A 21110-nucleotide genomic window follows, 5' to 3' on the forward strand; every position below is an offset into this window, starting at 1 on the left:
CCCCTCATCGGGTAACCCCAAGTTCCTGCAGAGTGAGTCGCAACGCCCGTACGGCATAGTGTAGTCGCGACTTCACCGTTCCCTCGGCGATGCCGAGGTCTGCAGCGATCTGCGTGGTGGTCCAACCGCGGTAGTAGGACCGTTCGATCACCGCTCGGTGATCGGCGGACAACTGGGCCATCGCGTCCGCTATCAGCAATCGGTCCAGGGCCGCGTTGACCTCGTCCGGCGTGGACTGTTCGGGCGCCCCCGAAACGTCGGTCGAACCGACGACGTTGCGGTACCGCGCGCTGCGCCGATCGTCGATGATCATGTTGCGGGCGACGGTGAACAACCACGCCCGCGCCGAGCGCTCGGTGTCCCCGACGACTTCGGGATGCTGCCACGCCCGCAGCAGCGTTTCCTGGACCACATCCTCGGACTGGCTCGTGTCCCCCGTCAGGCGCAACGCGTAGCGCCACAGAACCGCGGCGTGTTCGTCGTAGAGCGCCTTCATCAGAGCGGCTTCGGCAGCCGCTGACGCGTTCCGGGTGCCAGCCACACGAGCCACTCGATCACCTCCTGCCCGGGAAACGAGCAGAGCAGAGGTTTAGTTCACCAGGGTCAGGATGCGCGGCCCCGCGTCGGTGACCGCGACGGTGTGCTCCCAGTGTGCCGCCCGCGAGCCGTCGGTGGTGACCACCGTCCACTGGTCGTCGAGCACGACGGTCTTGCCGGTTCCCAGCGTCAGCATCGGTTCGATGGCCAGCACCGACCCGGGGGCCAGCTGCGGGCCGCGCCCGGGTGAGCCCTCGTTGGGCAGGAACGGGTCCATGTGCATCTGCCGGCCGATGCCGTGGCCGCCGTATCCCTCGACGATCCCGAAGGACCGCGAGTGGCGGGCCTCGGCCGCGCGCGTACCCATCTCGATGGCGTGCGATACGTCGGTCAACCGGTTGCCGGGCACCATCGCGGCGATCCCGGCCTCCAGCGATTCCCTGGTGGCCTGCGACAGCGCTTCGTCGGCCGCATCCAGCGTCCCGATCCCGAAGGTGATCGCGGCGTCGCCGTGCCAGCCGTCCAGCACGGCGCCGCAGTCGATCGATACCAGGTCACTGGAGCCCAAAACCTCTGCGGCCGAAGGGATTCCGTGGACCACCCGCTCGTTGACCGACGCGCAGATCGATGCCGGGTAGCCGTGATAGCCCAGGAACGACGGCACCGCGCCGGCGTCCCGGATCACCGATTCGGCGATCTCGTCGAGGCTCAGCGTCGACACGCCGGACACCGCGGCGGCGCGGACGGCCTGCAGCGCGGCCGCCACGACCGCGCCCGCCGCGGCCATCGCGTCGAGTTCGCCGGCGCTGCGCTGCGGCACCACCTTGCGACTCCGCAGCCGCGCCAGCGGGGTCATGTCTACTTGCCCAGCGCCTGCAGCGCGCGGGCGAACACTTCGTCCATGGTGCCGATGGCGTCGACGGTCTTGAGTTCGTCGCTGTAGTAGTCCAGCAGCGGGGCGGTCTCGTCCCGGTAGACCTTCATCCGGTTCAGGATGACGTCGTCGGTGTCGTCGGCGCGGCCGCGCGACTTGAGGCGCGCCAGCAGCTCGTCCTGGGAGACCCGGAACTCCAGCACCGCGTCGATGTCGGTGCCACGGCGTTCGAGCATCTCGTGCAGCGCCTTGGCCTGCTGCAGCGACCGCGGGAACCCGTCCAGGATGAAGCCATTGGCCGCGTCCGGCTCGCTCAACCGGTCGTCGACGAGCTGGTTGGTCAGCTCCGAGGGCACCAGATCACCGGCGTCCAGGTAGCGCTTGGCCTCCAGGCCCAGTTTGGTGCCGTTCTCGATGTTGCTGCGGAACAGCTCACCGGTGGAGATTTGCGGGATCCCCAGCTTTTCGGAGAGCTTCTGCGCCTGCGTCCCCTTGCCCGCCCCCGGCGGACCCAGCAAAACGACTCTCACTTGAGGAACCCTTCATAGTTGCGCTGCATGAGCTGACTCTCGATCTGCTTGACCGTATCCAAGCCCACGCCAATCATGATCAACACCGCGGTGCCGCCGAACGGCAGGTTCTGTACCGCCCCGCCGTTGCCGATCTGCAAGAACAGGTTGGGCAGCACCGAGATCGCACCGAGGTAGATCGAACCCGGCAACGTGATCCGGCTCAGCACGAACCGCAGGTAATCGGCGGTCGGCTTGCCCGGCCGGATCCCAGGGATGAACCCGCCGAACTTCTTCATCTCGTCGGCGCGCTCGTCGGGGTTGAAGGTGATCGACACGTAGAAGTACGTGAAGAAGATGATCAGACCGAAATAGATGCCGATGTAGACGGGATCGCTGGGGTCGGACAGGTAGCTGCCGACGAACTTGTCCCACCAGCTGTTGCCCACGCCGCCGCTGCCGCTGCGGATCAGCTGGGTGATCAGGTGCGGGATATAGATGAGCGAGGACGCGAAGATCACCGGGATGACACCGGCCTGGTTGACCTTGAGCGGCAGATACGTCGAGGTGCCGCCGTACATCCGGCGGCCGACCATGCGCTTGGCGTATTGCACCGGGATGCGCCGCTGGCCCTGCTCGACGAACACCACGCCGACGATGATGATCAGCGCGGCGATGAGCACGGCGGTGAAGATCATGCCGCCTCGGCTGTCCAGGATGGTCTTGCCCTCGGCGGGGATGCGGGCCGCGATGCCCACGAAGATCAGCAGCGACATGCCGTTGCCGATGCCGCGTTCGGTGATCAGCTCACCCATCCACATCACCAGGGCCGCGCCGCCGGTCATCACCAACACGATGACGATCAGCGTCAAGATGCTCTGGTCGGCGATGATGTCCAGCGAGCAGCCCTGCAGCAGCCCCCCGTTGGCGGCCAGCGCCACGATGCTCGTGGCCTGCAGGATCGCCAGCGCGATCGCCAGATAGCGGGTGTACTGCGTCATCTTGGCCTGGCCGGACTGGCCTTCCTTGCGCAGTTCCTCGAACCGCGGGATGACCACGGTGAGCAGCTGCACGATGATGCTGGCGGTGATGTAGGGCATCACGCCCACCGCGAACACCGTGAGTTTGAGCAACGCGCCGCCGGAGAACAGGTTGATCAGCGAATAGATCTGTCCGGCCGCGCCGCCGCTGGCCTCTTTGATGCACTGCTGGACGTTCGGATAGTTGACGCCCGGGGACGGCAGCGCGGCGCCGACCCGATACAAGACGACGATGCCAAGCGTGAAGAGGATCTTCCGTCTCAGGTCGACTGTCCGCAGCGATGAGATGAAAGCGGAAAGCAACTCTTCCTCCTGCGCAGCCGGGGGTTTCCTGCATCACGCGCCCAACTCCCGCAGGCCAGGACGTACGGCGTCGCGCGTCGAACCGTGTACGAGACTAACAGCTGGTCCGGTCAGGTCCGGTCAGGGCCTTTCCCGCGGCCACCGGAAATGCTGCGACCGGGCCCCGGAAAAAGCACAGGAAGCCGTCAGGCCGGGGGCGTAGAGTGCGGCTGTCTCGTTGCATTTGCTAAGTAACTTGGGAGCAGTATGACACGCACCGACCAAGACAGCTGGGACTTGGCGTCGAGCGTCGGCGCCACGGCCACGATGGTCGCCGCGGCCCGCGCGCTGGCCAGCGGGGGAACCAATCCGATCATCAACGACCCGTTCGCCGCGCCGTTGGTGCGGGCGGTCGGCCTGGATTTCTTCCGCCGCCTGGTCGACGGCGAGGTCACCGAGCCGAAGGGCGACGGGGCGGCCGGAGGCGGCGCGAAGGAGCTGGCGCTGGAGACCGATTCGATGGCGGTGCGCACCCGCTTCTTCGACGACTTCTTCCTCAACGCCGCCCGCGACGGGATTCGCCAATCGGTGATCCTGGCCGCCGGCCTCGACGCACGTGCCTACCGGCTGGGCTGGCCGCCCGGCAGCGTGGTGTACGAGGTCGATCAACCCAAGGTCGTCGAGTTCAAGAGCGCCACCCTGGCCAGCCTGGGCGCCGCCCCGGCCGCGGACCGGCGGACCGTCGGCATCGACCTGCGCGAGGACTGGCCGGCGGCGTTGCGCGGCAGCGGTTTTGACGTGACGCGACCGACGGCGTGGAGCGCCGAGGGCCTGCTGATGTATCTGCCGCCCGACGCGCAGGACCGGCTCTTCGACAACATCACGGCGCTCAGCGCGCCCGGCAGCAAGCTGGCCACCGAATTCCACGCCGACAACGGGACGACGATGATGCAACGCGCCCGGGAGTTCAACGACAGGTGGGCCAAAGTCGGCTGCGACATCGACCTTTCGGGGCTGTTCTTCGACGGCGAGCGCAGCAACGTCGTCGACTACCTCACCGGCCTTGGGTGGCAGGTGGCCACCCGGGCGCGCCGCGATCTGTTCGGCGACTACGGCCTGGAATTCCCCGACGACGACGGGTCGTCGCCGCACCCCAACATCGTCGCGGTCACCGCGACATTGGGCTCATAACCGCGGCCACGCCCAGCGCTCAGCCCGGGGGCTTGGCCGCCGGGGCGCGCACGACCATCGGGACCGCGGGGAAACACCACGCCATCTCCGAGCGCGACTTGCGCAGCGCGGCGGTGCCGTAGCCCCGCTTGCGGTAATCGGGGTGGATCCAGATCCGCACGTTGACCTCGCCGCGGACCAGCTCGCCGAACACCATGCCGACCTTCTGGCCGGAGTCGACGGCCACGAACCACGCGGCCTCCTCGTCGTCGACGCGCCCGAGGGCCGCGCTGATCTCGTCGTCCAGGCTGCCGGCCGGCCCGCCCGAGCCGTCGCCGGCCGCGCCGATCTCCTCGGTGCGCACGGCGAAGATGTCGCGGTCGGTGGCGGCGGAGAAGGGCCGCAGCTCGAGGGTCTCCCCCGAGCTCGCCGGGCGCTCGCCGAGGGTGAAGCTCAGCTGCTTGTTGAGGTCTTCGAGTTCGGCGAGGATCTTGCGGCGCGAGTCGATCGTGAGCTGATCGAACGACATGCCCATCACCGCCTCGGCGGCCAGGTGGGAGGTGTCGAGCAGCCGGACGATCGCCTCCACCGCGGCCGCCCTGTTCTCTGATTCCACGATGGCGTCGGCGATTTCGTGCCGCCGCTCCACGGCTTTCGACAGGGCGTCGGCGATTTCCCGGCGGGTGGCTTTGCGGTCGTGGTCGGTCATTGCACCAGCCTAGAACGGCGGTGGTGCCACCGCGCCACATCGGCGGTCTGCCATCTGTAGGAAGCGGTGGTAGCGGTCCTCGACCGCCGCCGCCCACGCGGGATCGGGCTCGACGACGCGCTCGGTGCGCACCCACCGGGCGGCGTCGGCGATCGTCGTCTCCAGGCCGGCGGCCATGCGGGCGAGGAAGGCCGCCCCCAGCGCGGCCCCCTCCGCCACCGCGGACACCTCGACGGGGCGCCCGGTGGCGTCGGCGATGGCCTGCAGCCACGGCCCGACCCGGGTGCCGCCGCCGGTGGCCACGATGCGCGACACCGGCGCGGCGGACAGTTCGATGAGCTGGCGCACCACGAAGCCGGACGCCTCGTAGGCGGCGCGCCGCAGCGCGGCGGCGTCATGGGTCAGATCCAGCGCCTCGAGCAGGCCGCGGCGGTCCGGGTCGTGCAACGGGCTGCGCTCGCCGCGCAGGTAGGGCGACCACACCGGTACGCGGCCGGGTTCGACGGCCGTCGGATCCGCTTGCGCCACAACGCGATCCACCCAGCCGAGGAAGAGCCCGCCGGCGTTGCTGGCCCCGCCGATCTGACTCTTGCCGGGCGTGGTGTGGGGAATGGTCCACAGCCCGGGCATCTGCCGGGGCTCGGAAATCGTCGTCCACACGATCAGCGTGGTGCCGCACATCACCAGCACGTCGCCGTCGCGGTCGGCGCCGGCCACGATCTGTTCGCACAGCGCGTCGATGGCGCCGGTGGCCAGCGCGGCGCCGCTGCCGCGCACCTCCCCGACGACGGCCCCCATGCTTTCCACCCGCGGCATCTGCTCGACGCGGGCGCCGCGCTCGGCGCAGGCGGCGGGGTCCCAGCCGGTCCCGTCGAACAGGGGGAACGCCGTGGCGGCGGTGGCGATGTCGATCACGGCGTCGCCGGCCAGCGCGTGGTTGGCCACCGCCGGCGCGGGCCAGTAGCCGGCGGCGTCGGGCGCCTGCGCGGCCGTCCACCGCAGGAACTCCGCCGCCTCGCCGAGCGCGGGCAGGGGCTGCGCGTCCCCGCCGGGGGTGCGGCCCCGGCCGTCGCCGTACAGCAACCCCGGCGTGATCGGCGTGCCCGTGGCGTCGACGGCGGTCATCGACGGCACCATCGCCGAGACGGCCACCGCCGCGACGTCGGTCCGGTGGGCCAGTTCGGCCAGGGCCGCCGACGGCCCCCGCCGCCACGCCTCGTCGGCGTCGTGCTCGAGGCGGTCGGCCGCCGGGACCCGCAGCGCGTGGGGGATGCGCACCCGCGCCGCCACGTTGCCGTCGGCGTCGGCGGCTATCGCCTTGACCGCGGTGCTGCCGACGTCGATGCCGATTGTGACGTCTTTGCGTGACACGGGCGTCACCGTACGCCAGCATTGGCATTCGTGACGTCCAAACCGCGCGCCTTGGTCACGGCCCCGATGCGGGGCCCGGGCTTCGCCAAGCTGCGGGAACTGGCCGACGTGATCTATGACCCCTGGATCGAGCAGACCCCGCTGCGCATCTACAGCGCCGAGCAGCTGGCCGAACGGATCGCGAGCGAGGGCGCCGAAATCGTGGTGGTGGAAAGCGATTCGGTGCGCGGCCCGGTGTTCGCCCAGGGGTTGCGCGCGATCGCCTCCACCCGCGGCGACCCCAACAACGTCGACATCGCCGGGGCCACCGCGGCCGGCATCCCGGTGCTGAACACCCCGGCCCGCAACGCCGACGCCGTCGCCGAGATGACGGTGGCGCTGCTGCTGGCCGCCACCCGCCACGTACTGCCCGCGGACGCGGATGTGCGCAGCGGCAACATCTTTCGCGACGGCAGCATCCCCTATCAGCGTTTCCGCGGCGGCGAGATCGCGGGGCTCACCGCCGGGCTGGTGGGCCTGGGCGCCGTCGGCTGCGCCACCCAGTGGCGGCTGTCCGGGCTGGGCCTGCGGGTCATCGCGCACGACCCGTACAACCCCGACGCGCGCCACAGCCTCGACGAGCTGCTGGCCGAGGCCGACGTCGTGTCGCTGCACGCGCCGGTCACCGACGACACCGCCGGCTTGATCGGCGCCGGGCAGTTCGCGGCCATGCGCGACGGCGTGGTCTTCCTCAACACCGCCCGCGCCCAGCTGCACGACACCGACGCGCTCGTCGACGCCCTGGTCGCGGGCAAGGTGGCCGCCGCCGGCCTGGATCACTTCGCCGGCGAATGGCTGCCGGCCGACCATCCGCTCGTGGGGATGGCAAACGTCGTGCTGACCCCGCACATCGGCGGCGCGACCTGGAACACCGAGGCCCGGCAGGCGCAGATGGTGGCCGACGACCTCGAGGCGCTGCTGAAGGGTGACGCGCCCGCCCATCTCGTCAACCCGGAGGTACTAGGCCCATGAAATTCGTCGAGAACGCGGAGACCGCGGTGCTGGACGCGGCCAAGGACATGCTGCGCCGGGGCCTTGTGGAGGGCACCGCCGGCAACATCTCGGCGCGCCGCGCCGACGGCAACATCGTCATCACCCCGTCTTCCGTCGACTACCGCGACATGCAGCTCGACGACCTCGTGCTGGTCGATCCGGGCGGCTCGGTGCTGCAGGCGGCCGACGACCGGTCGCCGTCCTCGGAGATGCAGTTGCACCTGGCCTGCTTTGCCGCGTTCGACGACATCGGCAGCGTCATTCACAGTCATCCGGTGTGGGCGACCATGTTCGCCATCGCCCACCAACCGATCCCGGCGTGCATCGACGAGTTCGCGGTGTATTGCGGCGGGGACGTCCGGTGCACCGATTACGCCGCGTCCGGGACCGCCGACGTGGGTACCAACGCGGTCGCCGCGCTCGAGGGCCGCGCCGCCGCCCTGATCGCCAACCACGGCCTGGTGGCGGTGGGACCGCGGCCCGACAAGGTTTTGCATGTCACCGCGCTGGTGGAGCGCACCGCCCAAATCGTGTGGGGCGCACGCGCTCTCGGGGGGCCGGTGCCGATCCCCGAGGACGTCAACAACAACTTCGCCGCGGTCTACGGTTATCTGCGGGCCAACGCCTGATGCGGGGGTCCCGGCTCGGCCGCGCCACCCTGGCGCGGGTAGTCGAACTGCGATTCTCGTTGGACGCCAAGTCCTTTCCCCGTACCCCGCCGTCGGGGTGGCACGACAATGCCGACCTGCTGGTGCCCGACTTCTTCGATCCCGACACCGATCAGTGGCACATCGCGATCCAGAGCTGGGTCATTCAGATCGACGGCCTGACGGTCATCGTCGACACCGGCGTCGGCAACGATCGGCTACGCCCGCACATGCCGCCCCTGGACCACCTGAACACGGCGTTCTTGGCCGCGCTGCGCTCGGCGGGCGTCGAGCGCGACGCCGTCGACGTGGTGGTCAACACCCACATGCACTCCGACCACGTCGGCTGGAACACCATGCTGGACAACGGCAACTGGGTGCCGACGTTCCCCAACGCCCGGTACCTGCTGCCCGCCGCCGACTATCGCCACTTCGAACCGGACGGGCCCGCCGCGCGGCGGTTGCCGCGCACCGAAGCCGAAGCTGCCCAGCAGCGCGGCGACCAGCTGGTGTTCGCGGACAGCGTGTTACCCATCGATGCTGCGGGGCAACTGATCCGGTGGTCGGACGACTACACGGTCAGCGATTCGCTGCGGCTGCGGCCCGCCCCCGGGCACACGCCGGGCTCCTCGGTGCTCTGGCTGGACGCGGGCCAACCCGCGGTCTTCGTCGGTGATCTCACCCACAGCCCGTTGCAGGTGCGTCGCCCCGGCGACGCGTGCGCCTTCGACATCGACGCCGCCGCGGCCGCAGTGACCCGCCGCCGCATCTTCACCGAGGCCGCGCAGGCGACAGCGACGGTGATACCCGCGCACTACCCCGGCCGCGGCGGCGCGACGATCCGCGCGGTCGGCGACGAATTCGAAGTCGGTGAGTGGCTGGACATTCCAGCCCTGTGACGTGCGAGGTCACCGCTGATCGATCGCCACCTTGACCGCGCCGCTCTCGCCCTGATCGGCGAGCGCCCAGAAAGCGTCGCGCCACCGCGCCAACCCGAAGGTATGGGTGAGCATGGGTCGCAGGTCGACGCGTCCGGCGCCGGCCAGGTCGAGGTAGTGGGCGATGGCGTGCTTGCGTTGCCCGTCGACCTCCTCGACGCCGAAGGCGTTGGAGCCCACCAGGGAAATCTCTTTGAAGTAGAGCGGGCTGTCCTCCCAGCGCCCAGGCGCGTGGACGCCGGCCTTCACCAGGGTGCCCCGCGAGCGCAGGACCCGGACGCCCACCTCGAAGGTCTCGGGCTTTCCGATCGTGTCGTAGACGACGTCGACCGCGCCGGGGTGGGCCATCGGCAGGCCCAGCAGCGGCCGGCGCAGCCGGCCACCGCCCCACGCCACGAGCTCCTCGATGAGGTCCGAACGCGGCTCGTGGGCAAGGACTTTCGCGGCGCCGAACCGGCGGGCCAGCTCGGCCTGGGCACCGAAACGGGCCACCGCGGCCACGGCCACGCCGGGATACAGCGCCCGCAGGATGGCGACCGCGCACAAACCCAGCGAGCCGGCCCCGTACACCAGCACCGAGCCCGTATCCGGCGGGGGGTGGCGGGTGACCGCGTGCAGGGACACCGAGAACGGGTCGGCGAACACGGCCACCTCGTCGGGGATCGAGTCCGGCACCGCGAACAGCATGCTGTCGTGGGCGGGCATCAATTCGGCGTAGCCGCCCGTCACGTCGGCCGAGACGCCGGTATGGATGCCGGGGCTGAGGGCGCCGTCGGTGAAGCTCCAGCACAGGCTGTAGTCGCCGGCCTGACACGCCGGGCAGGGCGGCGCGATGCCCCGCGGCCCGCAGGACAGCCACGGGTTGAGCACCACCCGCTGCCCTACCCGCAGGCCGCGCGCCCTGGGGCCCAGCGCCACCACGTCGGCCACCACCTCGTGGCCCAGGACTTGCGGAAACGAACAGAACGCGGACATGGCGTTGTCGGCGTCGCCTTCGCCGAAGTCCATCAGGATCTGCTTGGAATCCGACCCGCAGATGCCGGTCAGCCGCGGCCGGGTGAGCACCCAGTCCTCCTGCGGCAGTTGCGGATCGGGCACCTCGCGCAGCGCGGTCGGGGTGCGGGCCAGGTTCTGGGTGAGCGCGTTGGCGCGCTCGGGCACCTCGAAGGGCTCCGGTGGCACGCCGTAGACCAGCGCCCTCATGGCGCCGCCAGCCCCGCCGCCCCGGCGATGAACGCGTCGAGGTCGGCGTTCTTGGCGTCGACGACCGGTTTCATGTCCGGCACGTAATGCTCGAAGCCCTCGGTGCCCAGGGCGGCGAGGATGCCGTCGGCCACCTCGTCAGCGGAAACCTTGGGACCCCGGTAGAGGGGTTCCTCGCTGCCCGGGTGATCCCAGATCTCGGTGTCCACCGGGCCGGGCTCGATCAGCTTCACCGCGATCGGTGTGCCGTGCAGGTCCACGGCCATCGCCTCGCTCCAGCCGCACAGCGCGAATTTGCTTGCACAGTAGGCGCTTTCGTGGATTATCCCGAGCCGGCCGCCGACGCTGGACACGTTGACGATCATGCCCGATCCCCGCTCGCGCATCCGCGGCAACAGGGCCAGCGTCAACCGCATCGGGGCGAAGAAGTTGACCCGCATGACCGCTTCGACCTCGTCGGGATCCAGCGCGTCGACCGGGCGCCGCTTCGGGACGGCCGCGTTGTTGATCAGCACGTCGATGCCCCCGAGCCTGTCCCAGGCGGTCGCCGCCAGGTCACGCAGCGCGGAGGTGTCGGCCAGGTCGGCGACCCACATCGCCGATCCCGGGGCGGTGCGCCGGCAGTCGGCCAGGACCTCGTCCAGCCGATCCCGGCGGCGCGCGACCAGCCCGACCACCGCGCCACCGCCAGCCAGCCGCCGGGCCAGGGCCGCGCCCAGACCCGACGAAGCGCCCGTGATCAGCACCCGCTCGTACGCCATCAGTAAAGGTTGCCGCGAATCGCGGGAAGCGTACAGTGGGGGAAGCTTGTTATATCGGCTAAATATTAGATTGACTACCTCCGATAGGGGCACCACCATGACTTCCACCAGGTACGAGGGCGACACCTGGGACCTCGCCTCCAGCGTCGGCGTGACCGCCACCATGGTCGCGGCGGCCCGGGCGATGGCCACCCGCGCCGAGCGCCCGCTGATCAACGACCCGTTCGCCGAGCCGCTGGTCAAGGCGGTCGGGGTCGACCTGCTCTCCCGGCTGGCCGGCGGCGAGCTCGACCCGGCCGAGCTGAACGACGTCCACGACGGCGCCGCCAGCTCCGCCGGGGCGATGTCGCGGATGGCCGACAACATGGCCGTGCGCACCAAGTTCTTCGACGAGTTCTTTGTGGACGCCACGAACGCGGGCATCAAGCAGGCGGTGATCCTGGCCTCCGGGCTGGACGCGCGCGCCTACCGGTTGGCATGGCCGGCCGGGACGGTGGTCTACGAGGTGGACCAGCCGCAGGTCATCGAATTCAAGACCCGCTCGCTGGCCGAGCTGGGCGCCGCCCCCACCGCCGAGCGGCGCGTGGTGGCCGTCGACCTCCGCGACGACTGGCCCACCGCGCTCAAGGACGCCGGATTCGATCCCGCCCAGCCGACGGCGTGGAGCGCCGAGGGCCTACTCGGCTACCTGCCGCCGGAGGCGCAGGATCGCCTGCTGGACACCATCACCGAGCTCAGCGCGCCGGGCAGCCGGCTGGCCACCGAGAGCGCGCCCAACCCCGAACCCGGCGACGACGAGAAGCTCAAGGAGCGCATGCAGGCGATCTCCGAGCGCTGGCGCGCGCACGGCTTCGATCTCGACATGGCGGGGCTGGTCTACTTCGGCGACCGCAACGAGGCGGCCCCCTACCTGGCCGCTCACGGGTGGCGCCTGAACAGCGCCAGCATCCGGGATCTGTTCGCCGCCAACGGGCTTGACCCGCTCGGCGACGACGACATGCGGATGGGCGAGATGCTCTACACGAGCGGCACCTATGAGTGAGGGGCGCGCCGAGGGCGACAGCTGGGGGCCGGCACACAGCGTGGGGGCGACGGCGACCATGGTCGCCGCGTCCCGCGCGGTCGCGTCGAAGGGTCCCGACGCGCTGCTCGACGATCCGCTGGCCGACCCGCTGGTCCGCGCCGTCGGCCTGGATCCCTTCATCCGGATCATCGACGGGGAGATCGACTTCGAGGACGACCCGCTGTTCAACCGCAGGGCGCGGGCCGAGCAGATCACGGTGCGCACCAGGTTTTTCGACGACTTCTTCCTGGACGCGACGAACGCGGGCATCAAGCAGGCGGTCATCCTGGCCTCCGGCCTGGACACCCGGGCGTACCGCCTGCGGTGGCCGGCGGGAACCGTGGTCTACGAGATCGACCAGCCCGACGTCATCGCCTTCAAGACCGACACGCTGGCCGGCCTCGGCGCCGCCGCCACCGCGCAGCGCCGCACGATCAGCATCGACCTGCGCGACGACTGGCCGGCGGCCTTGCGCGAGGGAGGTTTTGACGTCACCCAACCGACCGCCTGGAGCGCCGAGGGGCTGCTGCCCTACCTGCCGCCCGAGGCCCAGGACCGGCTGTTCGACAACATCACCGCGCTTTCCGCACCGGGCAGCCGGGTGGCGACCGAACACGTGCCCGACCCCAACGCGTTCTCCGACGAACGCCTGCGCCGCATCTCCGAGCGTTGGCAGCGCTTCGGCTTCGACCTGAATGCGGCCGACCTGTTCTACCGGGGCGAGCGCAACGTCGTCGTCGACTACCTGAGCGGCCATGGCTGGCAGGTGAGCGCGCACCCCGCCCGGGAACTATACGCCCGCAACGGGTTTGAATTTCCCGCGGAAGATATGACGGCCACCTTCGGCGACCTGAGCTACGTCGCCGCGACGCTCGAGTAAGGTTTTTCCCATGCCACGCACTCACGACGACAACTGGGATCTGGCGTCCAGCGTCGGCGCCACCGCGACGATGGTCGCGGCGGGGCGGGCGATGGCGACGAAGGATCCGCGGGGCCTGATCAACGATCCGTTCGCCGAGCCGCTGGTGCGGGCGGTCGGGGTGGAATTCTTCACCAAGATGATGGACGGCGAGCTCGACATCGATGCGATCGAGAACGCCTCGTCGGTGCGCGTTCAGGCGATGATCGACGGAATGACGGTGCGCACCAGGTACTTCGACGACTATTTCATGGACGCCGTCGGCGCCGGGGTGCGTCAGGTGGTGATCCTGGCCTCCGGGCTGGACGCGCGCGCCTACCGGTTGCCGTGGCCGGACGGCACGGTCGTCTACGAGATCGACCAGCCGCAGGTGATCGAGTTCAAGTCCAGCACGCTGGCCGGTATCGGCGCCGAGCCGACCGCCGATCGGCGTACCGTCGGCATCGACCTGCGGGCGGACTGGCCGACCGCGCTGGCCGGCGCCGGGTTCGATACGGCGGCACCGACGGCGTGGCTGGCCGAGGGCCTGCTGATCTACCTGCCGCCGGACGCCCAGGACCGGCTGTTCGACAACATCACCGCGCTCAGCGCGCCCGGCAGCACCATCGCCACCGAATTCGTGCCCGGCATAGTGGATTTCGACGCCGAGAAGGTGCGGGAGATGTCCGGTTCGTTCCGGGACCACGGTGTGGACATCGACATGGCGTCACTGGTCTACACCGGCGACCGCAACCATGTCGTGGACTACCTGTCGAGCACCGGGTGGCACGCCGAGGGCGTGACCCGCACCGAGCTTTTCGAGCGCGGCGGCTTCGACGTGCGCGCCCCGGAGGACGACGACCCGCTCGGTGAGATCGTCTTCATCAGCGGCAGGCTCGGCGGCTAGCTAAACCCTAGAGCCGCCAGGGCCCCGCCCACAGCGCGCTGGCGCCGCTGACCGACCGTCCGACGTTGTCCACGATGCCGCCGATGGTGCGGCCCAGCAGCGCGCCCAGCGCGTCGGGCAGCGACGCGGCGGCCGGCTGCGAGGACGCCCGGGGCCGAAGCATGTCCAGCAGCGAGCCGCCCGGGTAGGTGACGATGCGCACGTCGGCGTCCTCGTCCAGTCCGGCAAGGATTTTCGCGCGCCGCAGCGCGGTTCGGAACCCGCCCAGCTCGTCGACCAGGCCCCGCTCCAGCGCGTCGGCGCCGGTCCAGACCCGGCCCCGCGCGACCCGGTCGACGGCGTCTTTGGTCAGGTTGCGCCCTTCGGCCACCCGCTCCACGAAGTCCGCGTACAGCAGGTCGGCCTCGGCCTCCCGGTGGGCGCGCTGCTCCGGCGTGAACGGCGCGTCGATCGCCCAGGCGTCGGCGTTGGCGTTGGTGCGCACGGTGTCCGAGCCGACGCCCAGCCGCCCCAGCAGATCACGGATCACCAGCTTGCCGGTGAGCACGCCGATCGAACCGGTGATCGTCGCGGGGCTGGCGACGACCGCGTCGGCCGCCACGGCGACGTAGTAACCGCCCGAGGCGGCGACCGACCCCATCGACGCCACCACCGGCTTGCCCCGTTTGCGGGCCTTTTTCACCTCGCGCCACAGGGTTTCCGACGCGGTGACCGAGCCGCCGGGGCTGTTGACCCGCACCACGATCGCCGACACCGAATCGTCGGCGGCGGCTTCCCGCAGCGCCGGCGCGATGGTGTCGCTGCCGACCGTGGAGGTGCCGAACGGCAGGAACTGGGGTCCCCCGCGACCGTCGACGATCGTGCCGTCGACGTTGATGACGGCCACCGTCGGCTTGGGCCGGCGACCGGGCACCGACGGCGCCGGCGGGATCAGCCGCGACCGTGCGGCGCCGGCGTAGCGCGACAGATACAGCCGCGGCGGCGCATTCTCCTCCGAAACATCTTTCACCCCAACCAGTTCCGCGATGCGGTCATAGGCTTCGTCCCGGAATCCGATCCGGTCGACCAGGCCCGAGGACACGGCCTCCTCGCGCAACAGCGGGGCGCGATCGGCTAGGGCGTCCAGGGCAGCGGCGTCGAGCTTGCGTGATGTCCCCACCGCTTCCCACACCTGCTCCCGGATGCTCTCGAGCATCCGGGTGACGGCCTCGCGGTGGGCCTCGGTGAAGCCGTGCTCGGTGAAACGGTTTGCCGCCGACTTGTATTCGCCGCGCGCGACGACTTCGGCTTCGATGCCGGCCTTGTCGAACGCGTCGCGCAAAAAGGTGGCGTTGCTGGCGAATCCGATCAGCCCGACGCTTCCCGCCGGCTGCATCCAGACCTCGCCGAAGGCCGAGGCCAGGTAGTACGACAACGTGCCCGGGTAGGTCTCGGCCCAGGCCAGTGACGGCTTGGCGGCGGTGAACGCGACGATGGCCTCGCGCAGTTCCTGCACCGCGGCCGACGGCGACGCCGTCAGTTGCACGCGGGCGATCAGCCCGGCGACCCGCGGATCCTCGGCCGCCCGGTAGATGGCGGACACCGTGTCGCGCAGCGACACCGGACGGCTCCCGCCGGTGATCATCGCCAGCGGGTCGAACCCCGACGTCTCCGGCGGCATGGAGCGCAGATCCAATTCGAGCACGCAGCCGTTGGGCACGCCGTGATGACGTGCGGTGTCGACCCGGTCGGCCAGCGCGCGCACCTCGTCCGCGCCTTTTGACAAACCGGGTATCGAGGGCAGGAAAGCGAACATGCCTGCAGACTACCGACCGGCCACCGTACGGTGGTCCGGTGAGGTTTTCCATCGCCATCCCGCAGTTCGACTACGAGACGTTCGACGCGGCGGGGCTGCGGTCCTTTCTCACCCGCGCCGAGGAGCTCGGGTTCGAGGGTGGCTGGGTGCTCGAACAGATCATCGGACCCGCGCCGCTGCTGGCCCCGATGGAGCTGCTGGCCTATTGCGCCGCCTGCACCGAGCGGCTGCGCCTGGGCGTCGGCGTGCTGGTGACGTCGCTGCACGAGCCGCTGCAGCTGGCCTCGGCGATCACCGCGGTCGACCGGCTCAGCCACGGCCGCCTCGACGTGGGTGTCGCCCCCGGTGGCGGGCGGCGGAAATTCGCCGCCTTCGGCGTGGACAAGGACACCTTCATCTCGTATTTCACCGAGGGCCTGGAGCTGATGAAGGCCGCCTGGTCCGACGACCCCCGGGTGACGTTCCACGGCCGCTTCCGCGAGGTCGACGACCTGCCCGTCGCGCCCAAGCCGGTGCAGCGACCGCACCCGCCGATCTGGTTCGGGGGCCTCGCCCCGAAGGCCCTGGCCCGCGCCGTGCGGCACGGCGATTCGTTCCTGGGCGCCGGCTCGTCGACCACGGAGGCGTTCGCCGGAGCCGTCGCCGTCGTGCGCCGTGAGCTCGACGCGCAACACAAGGACCCCGCCGGGTTCACCATCGCCAAGCGGGTCTACCTGACGGTCGACGACGACGCCGCCAGGGCGCGGGAACGCGCGCTCGCCGGGCTGGATCGCATCTACGGGCGGATGCCCGGCGTGCAGGACGTGCCGGTCTCCGGCACCCCCGACGACGTGGCCCGCGGGCTGCGCGAGGTCATCGACGCCGGGGCGCAGATGCTGTTACTGAACCCCGTCGGCATCGACGCGAGCGAGAACCGCGAGCAGATGGAACGCCTTGCCGCGGAAGTGATTCCGCAGCTGAGTTAGGACAGCTCGGTGGCCGAGCCGCCGGCGGCGGTGATCTTCTCGCGTGCGCTGCCGCTGAACTTGTGCGCGGCCACCTCGACCTTGACGGTCAACTTGCCGTCGCCGAGGACCTTGACCAGCGAGTTCTTGCGAACGGCGCCCTTGGCCACCAGCTCGTCCACGCCGATCGAACCGCCTTGCGGGAAAAGCCGATTGAGGTCGCCGACGTTGACGATCTCGTACTCGGTGCGGAACCGGTTGCGGAACCCCTTGAGCTTGGGCAGCCGCATGTGGATCGGCATCTGACCACCCTCGAAGGTGACCGGCACGTTCTTGCGCGCCTTGGTGCCCTTGGTACCGCGGCCGGCGGTCTTGCCCTTGGAGCCTTCACCGCGACCGACGCGGGTGCGGGCGGTCTTCGAGCCGCGGGCGGGTTTCAGGTCGTGCAGCTTGATAGTCACTGTGTTTTCCCTTCGGGCGCCGACTCCACCTCGACCAGGTGGCTGACCACCGCGATCAGGCCGCGGGTCTGCGGGTTGTCCTCGCGGATCACCGAGTGGCGGATCCGTCGCAGGCCGAGGGTGCGCAGGGACTCACGCTGCTTCCAGCGGGCCCCGATGGTGCTGCGCACCTGGGTGATCTTCAGTTGACTGCTCATGGTTGGGTCCCCGAAATCTGCGCCTCACGTGCCGCCGCACTCGCCAGCGCGTCGCTTTCCCGTCGCGCCTTGAGCATTCCGGCCGGCGCAACGTCCTCGATGGGCAGTCCGCGGCGGGCGGCAACCTCCTCGGGGCGCTGCAGCAGCTTGAGCGCGGCGACGGTCGCGTGCACCACGTTGATGGCGTTGTCACTGCCCAGCGACTTGGCCAGGATGTCGTGCACGCCAGCGCATTCCAGCACCGCGCGGGCGGCGCCGCCGGCGATCACACCGGTACCCGGGCTGGCCGGGCGCAGCAGCACCACGCCGGCGGCCGCCTCACCCTGCACCGGGTGCGTAATGGTCCCGCGAATCAGCGGCACCCGGAAGAAGCCCTTGCGGGCCTCCTCGACGCCCTTGGCGATGGCGGCGGGAACTTCCTTGGCCTTGCCGTAGCCGACGCCGACCATGCCGTTGCCGTCACCGACGATCACCAGCGCGGTGAAGCTGAATCGCCGACCACCCTTGACCACCTTGGAGACGCGGTTGATGGCGACGACCCGCTCCAGGTAGTTGCTCTTGTCGCCGTCGCGGTCGCGGCCACGACCGCCGTCGCCGCGCCGACCGCGGCTGTCGCGGTCACCGCGCGAGTCACGGCTGTCGCCGGCGCCTTGTCCGCCGGCGGGCTGCTCCGCCATTATGCGGTCCTTCCAGTCGTGTACACGTTCTCAGTCATCAGAATTGCAATCCGTTCTCGCGTGCGGCATCGGCCAGCGCCGCGATCCGTCCGCCGTAGGTGTATCCGCCGCGGTCGAAGACCACGCTGTCGATGCCGGCGGCCTTGGCGCGCTCGGCGATCAGCTGGCCCACCCGCACGCTGCGGGCTTTCTTGTCCCCCTGCAGGCTGCGCACGTCGTCCTCGATCGACGACGCGGCGGCCACGGTGGTCCCGTTCTCGTCGTTGACCAGTTGCACGTGAATGTGTCGCGCGGACCGGTTGACCACCAGCCGCGGACGCTGCGGCGTGCCCTCGATCTTCTTGCGCAGCCGGGCGTGCCTGCGCAGCCGAGAGACGCGCCGAGTCGCGGAAACGCTCTGCCCCACCGGCTTTCGCGCGGCGGCGCCAGCTTGTGATTGCGCCATGATTACTTACCTGTCTTTCCGACCTTGCGGCGGATCTGCTCGCCCTCGTAGCGCACGCCCTTGCCCTTGTACGGGTCGGGGCGACGCAGACGGCGGATGTTCGCCGAGATCTGGCCGACCTTCTGCTTGTCGATCCCGGTGATGGTGAACTTCGTCGGCGACTGCACGGCGAACGTGATGCCGTCCGGCGCCTCGATCACCACGGGGTGGCTGTAGCCCAGCGCGAACTCGAGGTTGGAGCCCTTGAGCTGCACGCGGTAACCGACACCGAAGATCTCCATCTTGGTGGTGTAGCCCTGCGTCACACCGGTGACCAGGTTGGACACCAGGGTGCGGGACAGCCCGTGCAGCGAGCGGTTGCGCCGCTCGTCGTTGGGGCGGGTGACCACGATCGCGCCATCGTCGTTGCGCGCCACGGTGATCGGCTCGGCCACGGTCAGATCCAGCGTGCCCTTGGGGCCTTTCACCGAGACCTTCTGACCGTCGATCGTTACGTCGACTCCGGCGGGAACCGGAACCGGCTGCTTACCAATACGCGACATCTTTTACCCCCTCACCACACGTACGCGAGGACTTCGCCGCCCACGCCCTGTCGGGCTGCCTGGCGGTCGGTCAGCAGGCCCGAGGAGGTGGAGATGATCGCCACACCCAGGCCGCCGAGCACGCGCGGCAGATTGGTGGATTTCGCGTACACCCGCAGGCCGGGCTTGGACACGCGGCGCAAGCCGGCGATGCTGCGCTCCCGGCTCGGCCCGTACTTGAGCTGAACGATCAGCGACTTGCCGACCCGGGCATCCTCGGTGCGGTAGTCGCTGATGTAGCCCTCGCTCTTGAGGATCTGGGCGATGTTCGCCTTGAGCTTCGAGTGCGGCAACGTCACCTCGTCGTGATACGCCGAATTGGCGTTGCGCAGACGTGTCAAGAAGTCTGCGATCGGGTCCGTCATAGTCATCGAGCGCCACTCCTCTTCATCGCTGCGCTCTGCATCGTCGATGTCGCAGTCATGACAGTGTCTGTCACCTTCCTCGCGGTGGTTCCCGGTCCGGGCCTGTCGCGCACTTTTCTGGGTTGGTCTTAGGGGGTCGGGCTGTTACCAGCTGCTCTTTTGCACGCCGGGCAGCTCGCCCGCATGCGCCATCTCGCGCAGGCAGATCCTGCACAGGCCGAATTTGCGGAAGACCGCGCGCGGCCGGCCGCACTTGTTGCAGCGCGTGTAGCCGCGCACCGCAAACTTCGGCTTGCGTGCGGCCTTGTTGACCAGTGCCTTCTTTGCCATTTACTCAGTTCTCCTTGAAGGGAAAGCCGAGGGCCCGCAGCAGCGCTCGTCCTTCTTCGTCAGTCGTCGCCGAGGTGACGACGTTGATGTCCATGCCGCGGACCCGGTCGATCTTGTCCACGTCGATCTCGTGGAACACCGACTGCTCGGCCAGCCCGAAGGTGTAGTTGCCGACACCGTCGAACTGCTTGGGCGAAAGGCCGCGGAAGTCGCGGATACGGGGCAGCGCGATCGAGGTGAGACGGTCGAGGAACTCCCACATCCGGTCCCCGCGCAGGGTGACCCGCGCGCCGATCGGCATGCCCTCACGCAGTTTGAACTGCGCGATGGATTTGCGGGCGCGACGGATCTCGGGCCGCTGCCCGGTGATCAGCGCCAGGTCGCTGACGGCGCCGTTGATCAACTTCGCGTCCCGGGCGGCGTCGCCGACACCCATGTTGACGACGACCTTGGTCACCGTCGGGATCTGCATGACGTTGCCGTAGCCGAATTCCTTGTGCAAGGCATCGCGAATCTCGTTGCGGTAGCGCTCTTTCAGGCGCGGCTGCACTTTCTCACTGGCCTCTGTTGTGGTCATCAGATGTCCTTGCCGTTGCGCTTGGAGATGCGGACGCGCTTGCCGGTCTCCTCGTCGACCCGGTAGCCGACGCGGGTCGGCTTGCCGTCCGAGTCGACCACCATCACGTTGGACGCGTCGATCGGGGCTTCCTGGGTGACGATTCCACCCGACTGGGCTCCGCGCTGGTTGGTCGAAATCGCGGTGTGCTTCTTGATGGCGTTGACGCCCTCGACCAGCACCCGGTTGCGTTCGGGGTAGACCTTGAGCACCTTGCCTTTGGCGCCCTTGTCCTTACCCGCGATCACCAGGACGGTGTCGTCCTTTTTGACCTTCATCTACAAAACCTCCGGAGCCAGCGAGATGATCTTCATGAACCGCTTCTCGCGCAGTTCGCGGCCGACGGGCCCGAAGATGCGCGTCCCGCGTGGGTCGTTGTCGGGCTTGATGATCACCGCGGCGTTCTCGTCGAATTTGATGTAGCTGCCGTCGGGGCGCCTGCGCTCCTTGACCGTGCGCACCACGACGGCCTTGACGACGTCCCCACGCTTGACGTTGCCGCCGGGGATGGCGTCCTTGACGGTGGCGACGATGACATCGCCGATGCCGGCGTAGCGTCGCGACGAACCGCCGAGCACACGGATGCACAAGATCTCCTTGGCGCCGGTGTTGTCGGCGACCTTCAGCCGCGATTCCTGCTGAATCACTCGATCTCCTGACCTGGTTGCGTGTGCACGGCAGGAGAACCCACCTGGGTGGGCATTCGGCGGGCATGACCCACCAAAAAACCTGACGTGCGCGGTCTTTGTCACCGAAGG

General features: G+C 69.4%; 27 protein-coding genes. 8 read left to right on the forward strand and 19 right to left on the reverse strand.

Annotated features, from left to right (window positions below):
• Positions 1-4: 4 nt before the first annotated feature.
• The 4 genes from K883_RS04730 to secY are packed head-to-tail and all read right to left on the reverse strand — an operon-like array spanning position 5 to position 3263.
• On the reverse strand, positions 5-550 hold the full coding sequence (locus K883_RS04730; RefSeq protein ID WP_036429496.1) for a sigma-70 family RNA polymerase sigma factor: 546 nt from the start codon (positions 548-550) through the stop codon (positions 5-7).
• 39 nt (positions 551-589) lie between these two features.
• Positions 590-1393, reverse strand: coding sequence for a type I methionyl aminopeptidase (gene map, locus K883_RS04735; protein WP_036453864.1), 804 nt, complete (start codon positions 1391-1393; stop codon positions 590-592).
• Between the two features lie 2 nt (positions 1394-1395).
• Positions 1396-1941, reverse strand: a complete 546-nt coding sequence (locus tag K883_RS04740; protein ID WP_036453866.1) for an adenylate kinase — start codon at positions 1939-1941, stop codon at positions 1396-1398.
• Positions 1938-3263, reverse strand: a complete 1326-nt coding sequence (gene secY, locus K883_RS04745; protein WP_008260543.1) for a preprotein translocase subunit SecY — start codon at positions 3261-3263, stop codon at positions 1938-1940. Before secY ends, K883_RS04740 begins: the two co-directional genes overlap by 4 nt.
• 246 nt (positions 3264-3509) lie before the next feature.
• Here secY and K883_RS04750 point away from each other — a divergent pair, with 246 nt between their 5' ends.
• A complete protein-coding gene (locus K883_RS04750; protein WP_036453868.1) occupies positions 3510-4433 on the forward strand; it encodes a class I SAM-dependent methyltransferase in 924 nt (307 codons plus the stop codon).
• A 19-nt stretch (positions 4434-4452) separates the two neighbouring features.
• Here the strand turns inward: K883_RS04750 and K883_RS04755 are convergent, their stop codons facing one another.
• Complete coding sequence (locus K883_RS04755; RefSeq protein ID WP_008260545.1) at positions 4453-5121, reverse strand: GNAT family N-acetyltransferase; 669 nt, start codon at positions 5119-5121, stop codon at positions 4453-4455.
• 9 nt (positions 5122-5130) lie between these two features.
• Positions 5131-6492 carry a xylulokinase gene (locus K883_RS04760; RefSeq protein ID WP_036453870.1) on the reverse strand — a complete coding sequence of 454 codons (1362 nt, stop codon included), beginning with the start codon at positions 6490-6492 and terminating at the stop codon, positions 5131-5133.
• Positions 6493-6522: 30 nt separating this feature from the next.
• Here K883_RS04760 and K883_RS04765 point away from each other — a divergent pair, with 30 nt between their 5' ends.
• Genes K883_RS04765 through K883_RS04775 form a run of 3 tightly spaced genes read left to right on the forward strand, consistent with a single transcriptional unit; the run spans position 6523 to position 9070 of the window.
• On the forward strand, positions 6523-7503 hold the full coding sequence (locus K883_RS04765) for an NAD(P)-dependent oxidoreductase (protein ID WP_036453872.1): 981 nt from the start codon (positions 6523-6525) through the stop codon (positions 7501-7503).
• Positions 7500-8153: an L-fuculose-phosphate aldolase gene (locus tag K883_RS04770; RefSeq protein ID WP_036453874.1), complete on the forward strand. Its 654-nt coding sequence runs from the start codon at positions 7500-7502 to the stop codon at positions 8151-8153. Before K883_RS04765 ends, K883_RS04770 begins: the two co-directional genes overlap by 4 nt.
• Positions 8153-9070 carry an MBL fold metallo-hydrolase gene (locus K883_RS04775; RefSeq protein ID WP_036453875.1) on the forward strand — a complete coding sequence of 306 codons (918 nt, stop codon included), beginning with the start codon at positions 8153-8155 and terminating at the stop codon, positions 9068-9070. The genes K883_RS04770 and K883_RS04775 overlap by 1 nt, the downstream gene beginning before the upstream one ends.
• Positions 9071-9079: 9 nt before the next feature.
• On the opposite strand, the gene K883_RS04780 is transcribed toward K883_RS04775, so the two are convergent.
• Both K883_RS04780 and K883_RS04785 read right to left on the reverse strand, forming a co-directional pair.
• Entirely contained in the window at positions 9080-10312 is a 1233-nt protein-coding gene (locus K883_RS04780; RefSeq protein ID WP_036453877.1) for a zinc-dependent alcohol dehydrogenase, read from the reverse strand.
• Complete coding sequence (locus K883_RS04785) at positions 10309-11073, reverse strand: SDR family NAD(P)-dependent oxidoreductase (RefSeq protein WP_020823577.1); 765 nt, start codon at positions 11071-11073, stop codon at positions 10309-10311. Before K883_RS04785 ends, K883_RS04780 begins: the two co-directional genes overlap by 4 nt.
• Before the next feature lie 97 nt (positions 11074-11170).
• Between K883_RS04785 and K883_RS04790 the strand changes: the two genes are divergently transcribed.
• Genes K883_RS04790 through K883_RS04800 form a run of 3 tightly spaced genes read left to right on the forward strand, consistent with a single transcriptional unit; the run spans position 11171 to position 13941 of the window.
• Complete coding sequence (locus K883_RS04790; RefSeq protein ID WP_014712348.1) at positions 11171-12115, forward strand: class I SAM-dependent methyltransferase; 945 nt, start codon at positions 11171-11173, stop codon at positions 12113-12115.
• A complete protein-coding gene (locus K883_RS04795) occupies positions 12108-13016 on the forward strand; it encodes a class I SAM-dependent methyltransferase (RefSeq protein WP_036453879.1) in 909 nt (302 codons plus the stop codon). The genes K883_RS04790 and K883_RS04795 overlap by 8 nt, the downstream gene beginning before the upstream one ends.
• A 10-nt stretch (positions 13017-13026) precedes the next feature.
• Entirely contained in the window at positions 13027-13941 is a 915-nt protein-coding gene (locus K883_RS04800) for a class I SAM-dependent methyltransferase (RefSeq protein ID WP_008260589.1), read from the forward strand.
• 7 nt (positions 13942-13948) lie between these two features.
• On the opposite strand, the gene sppA is transcribed toward K883_RS04800, so the two are convergent.
• The gene (gene sppA, locus K883_RS04805) at positions 13949-15736 is read right to left on the reverse strand and encodes a signal peptide peptidase SppA (RefSeq protein ID WP_020823579.1); all 1788 of its coding nucleotides are present in this window, start codon (positions 15734-15736) and stop codon (positions 13949-13951) included.
• Between the two features lie 38 nt (positions 15737-15774).
• Between sppA and K883_RS04810 the strand changes: the two genes are divergently transcribed.
• Complete coding sequence (locus tag K883_RS04810) at positions 15775-16701, forward strand: LLM class flavin-dependent oxidoreductase (protein ID WP_036453882.1); 927 nt, start codon at positions 15775-15777, stop codon at positions 16699-16701.
• On the opposite strand, the gene rplO is transcribed toward K883_RS04810, so the two are convergent.
• The 10 genes from rplO to rplN form a co-directional block, all read right to left on the reverse strand.
• Complete coding sequence (gene rplO, locus K883_RS04815) at positions 16698-17141, reverse strand: 50S ribosomal protein L15 (protein ID WP_020823581.1); 444 nt, start codon at positions 17139-17141, stop codon at positions 16698-16700. The genes K883_RS04810 and rplO overlap by 4 nt on opposite strands.
• Positions 17138-17338 carry a 50S ribosomal protein L30 gene (rpmD, locus tag K883_RS04820; protein WP_020823582.1) on the reverse strand — a complete coding sequence of 67 codons (201 nt, stop codon included), beginning with the start codon at positions 17336-17338 and terminating at the stop codon, positions 17138-17140. Before rpmD ends, rplO begins: the two co-directional genes overlap by 4 nt.
• On the reverse strand, positions 17335-18015 hold the full coding sequence (gene rpsE, locus K883_RS04825; RefSeq protein ID WP_008260606.1) for a 30S ribosomal protein S5: 681 nt from the start codon (positions 18013-18015) through the stop codon (positions 17335-17337). Before rpsE ends, rpmD begins: the two co-directional genes overlap by 4 nt.
• A 37-nt stretch (positions 18016-18052) precedes the next feature.
• The gene (rplR, locus tag K883_RS04830; protein ID WP_008260609.1) at positions 18053-18421 is read right to left on the reverse strand and encodes a 50S ribosomal protein L18; all 369 of its coding nucleotides are present in this window, start codon (positions 18419-18421) and stop codon (positions 18053-18055) included.
• 41 nt (positions 18422-18462) lie between these two features.
• Positions 18463-19002 carry a 50S ribosomal protein L6 gene (rplF, locus tag K883_RS04835; RefSeq protein ID WP_008260611.1) on the reverse strand — a complete coding sequence of 180 codons (540 nt, stop codon included), beginning with the start codon at positions 19000-19002 and terminating at the stop codon, positions 18463-18465.
• Positions 19003-19013: 11 nt separating this feature from the next.
• Entirely contained in the window at positions 19014-19412 is a 399-nt protein-coding gene (gene rpsH, locus K883_RS04840; RefSeq protein WP_008260619.1) for a 30S ribosomal protein S8, read from the reverse strand.
• 138 nt (positions 19413-19550) lie between these two features.
• Positions 19551-19736: a type Z 30S ribosomal protein S14 gene (locus K883_RS04845; protein ID WP_003873499.1), complete on the reverse strand. Its 186-nt coding sequence runs from the start codon at positions 19734-19736 to the stop codon at positions 19551-19553.
• A 4-nt stretch (positions 19737-19740) separates the two neighbouring features.
• Positions 19741-20313: a 50S ribosomal protein L5 gene (gene rplE, locus K883_RS04850; RefSeq protein ID WP_014712349.1), complete on the reverse strand. Its 573-nt coding sequence runs from the start codon at positions 20311-20313 to the stop codon at positions 19741-19743.
• Positions 20313-20630 carry a 50S ribosomal protein L24 gene (rplX, locus tag K883_RS04855; protein ID WP_008260626.1) on the reverse strand — a complete coding sequence of 106 codons (318 nt, stop codon included), beginning with the start codon at positions 20628-20630 and terminating at the stop codon, positions 20313-20315. Before rplX ends, rplE begins: the two co-directional genes overlap by 1 nt.
• Complete coding sequence (gene rplN / locus K883_RS04860; RefSeq protein WP_003403649.1) at positions 20631-20999, reverse strand: 50S ribosomal protein L14; 369 nt, start codon at positions 20997-20999, stop codon at positions 20631-20633. It abuts the gene before it with no gap.
• Positions 21000-21110: the final 111 nt, after the last annotated feature.

This window comes from Mycobacterium sp. TKK-01-0059 (assembly GCF_000709305.1).
Classification (GTDB): Bacteria; Actinomycetota; Actinomycetes; order Mycobacteriales; family Mycobacteriaceae; genus Mycobacterium; species Mycobacterium intracellulare.

What these genes read in the sequence shown, in the direction of transcription:
- K883_RS04780 (WP_036453877.1), bottom strand. Translation starts at nt 10,312, where the DNA reads ATGAGGGCGCTGGTCTACGGCGTGCCACCGGAGCCCTTCGAGGTGCCC.
- K883_RS04750 (WP_036453868.1), top strand. Translation starts at nt 3,510, where the DNA reads ATGACACGCACCGACCAAGACAGCTGGGACTTGGCGTCGAGCGTCGGC.
- K883_RS04800 (WP_008260589.1), top strand. Translation starts at nt 13,027, where the DNA reads ATGCCACGCACTCACGACGACAACTGGGATCTGGCGTCCAGCGTCGGC.
- K883_RS04775 (WP_036453875.1), top strand. Translation starts at nt 8,153, where the DNA reads ATGCGGGGGTCCCGGCTCGGCCGCGCCACCCTGGCGCGGGTAGTCGAA.
- map (WP_036453864.1), bottom strand. Translation starts at nt 1,393, where the DNA reads ATGACCCCGCTGGCGCGGCTGCGGAGTCGCAAGGTGGTGCCGCAGCGC.
- K883_RS04785 (WP_020823577.1), bottom strand. Translation starts at nt 11,073, where the DNA reads ATGGCGTACGAGCGGGTGCTGATCACGGGCGCTTCGTCGGGTCTGGGC.
- rpmD (WP_020823582.1), bottom strand. Translation starts at nt 17,338, where the DNA reads ATGAGCAGTCAACTGAAGATCACCCAGGTGCGCAGCACCATCGGGGCC.
- K883_RS04845 (WP_003873499.1), bottom strand. Translation starts at nt 19,736, where the DNA reads ATGGCAAAGAAGGCACTGGTCAACAAGGCCGCACGCAAGCCGAAGTTT.
- K883_RS04795 (WP_036453879.1), top strand. Translation starts at nt 12,108, where the DNA reads ATGAGTGAGGGGCGCGCCGAGGGCGACAGCTGGGGGCCGGCACACAGC.
- rplF (WP_008260611.1), bottom strand. Translation starts at nt 19,002, where the DNA reads ATGTCGCGTATTGGTAAGCAGCCGGTTCCGGTTCCCGCCGGAGTCGAC.
- K883_RS04755 (WP_008260545.1), bottom strand. Translation starts at nt 5,121, where the DNA reads ATGACCGACCACGACCGCAAAGCCACCCGCCGGGAAATCGCCGACGCC.
- rplX (WP_008260626.1), bottom strand. Translation starts at nt 20,630, where the DNA reads ATGAAGGTCAAAAAGGACGACACCGTCCTGGTGATCGCGGGTAAGGAC.
- rpsH (WP_008260619.1), bottom strand. Translation starts at nt 19,412, where the DNA reads ATGACTATGACGGACCCGATCGCAGACTTCTTGACACGTCTGCGCAAC.
- sppA (WP_020823579.1), bottom strand. Translation starts at nt 15,736, where the DNA reads ATGTTCGCTTTCCTGCCCTCGATACCCGGTTTGTCAAAAGGCGCGGAC.
- K883_RS04790 (WP_014712348.1), top strand. Translation starts at nt 11,171, where the DNA reads ATGACTTCCACCAGGTACGAGGGCGACACCTGGGACCTCGCCTCCAGC.
- rplE (WP_014712349.1), bottom strand. Translation starts at nt 20,313, where the DNA reads ATGACCACAACAGAGGCCAGTGAGAAAGTGCAGCCGCGCCTGAAAGAG.
- K883_RS04770 (WP_036453874.1), top strand. Translation starts at nt 7,500, where the DNA reads ATGAAATTCGTCGAGAACGCGGAGACCGCGGTGCTGGACGCGGCCAAG.
- rpsE (WP_008260606.1), bottom strand. Translation starts at nt 18,015, where the DNA reads ATGGCGGAGCAGCCCGCCGGCGGACAAGGCGCCGGCGACAGCCGTGAC.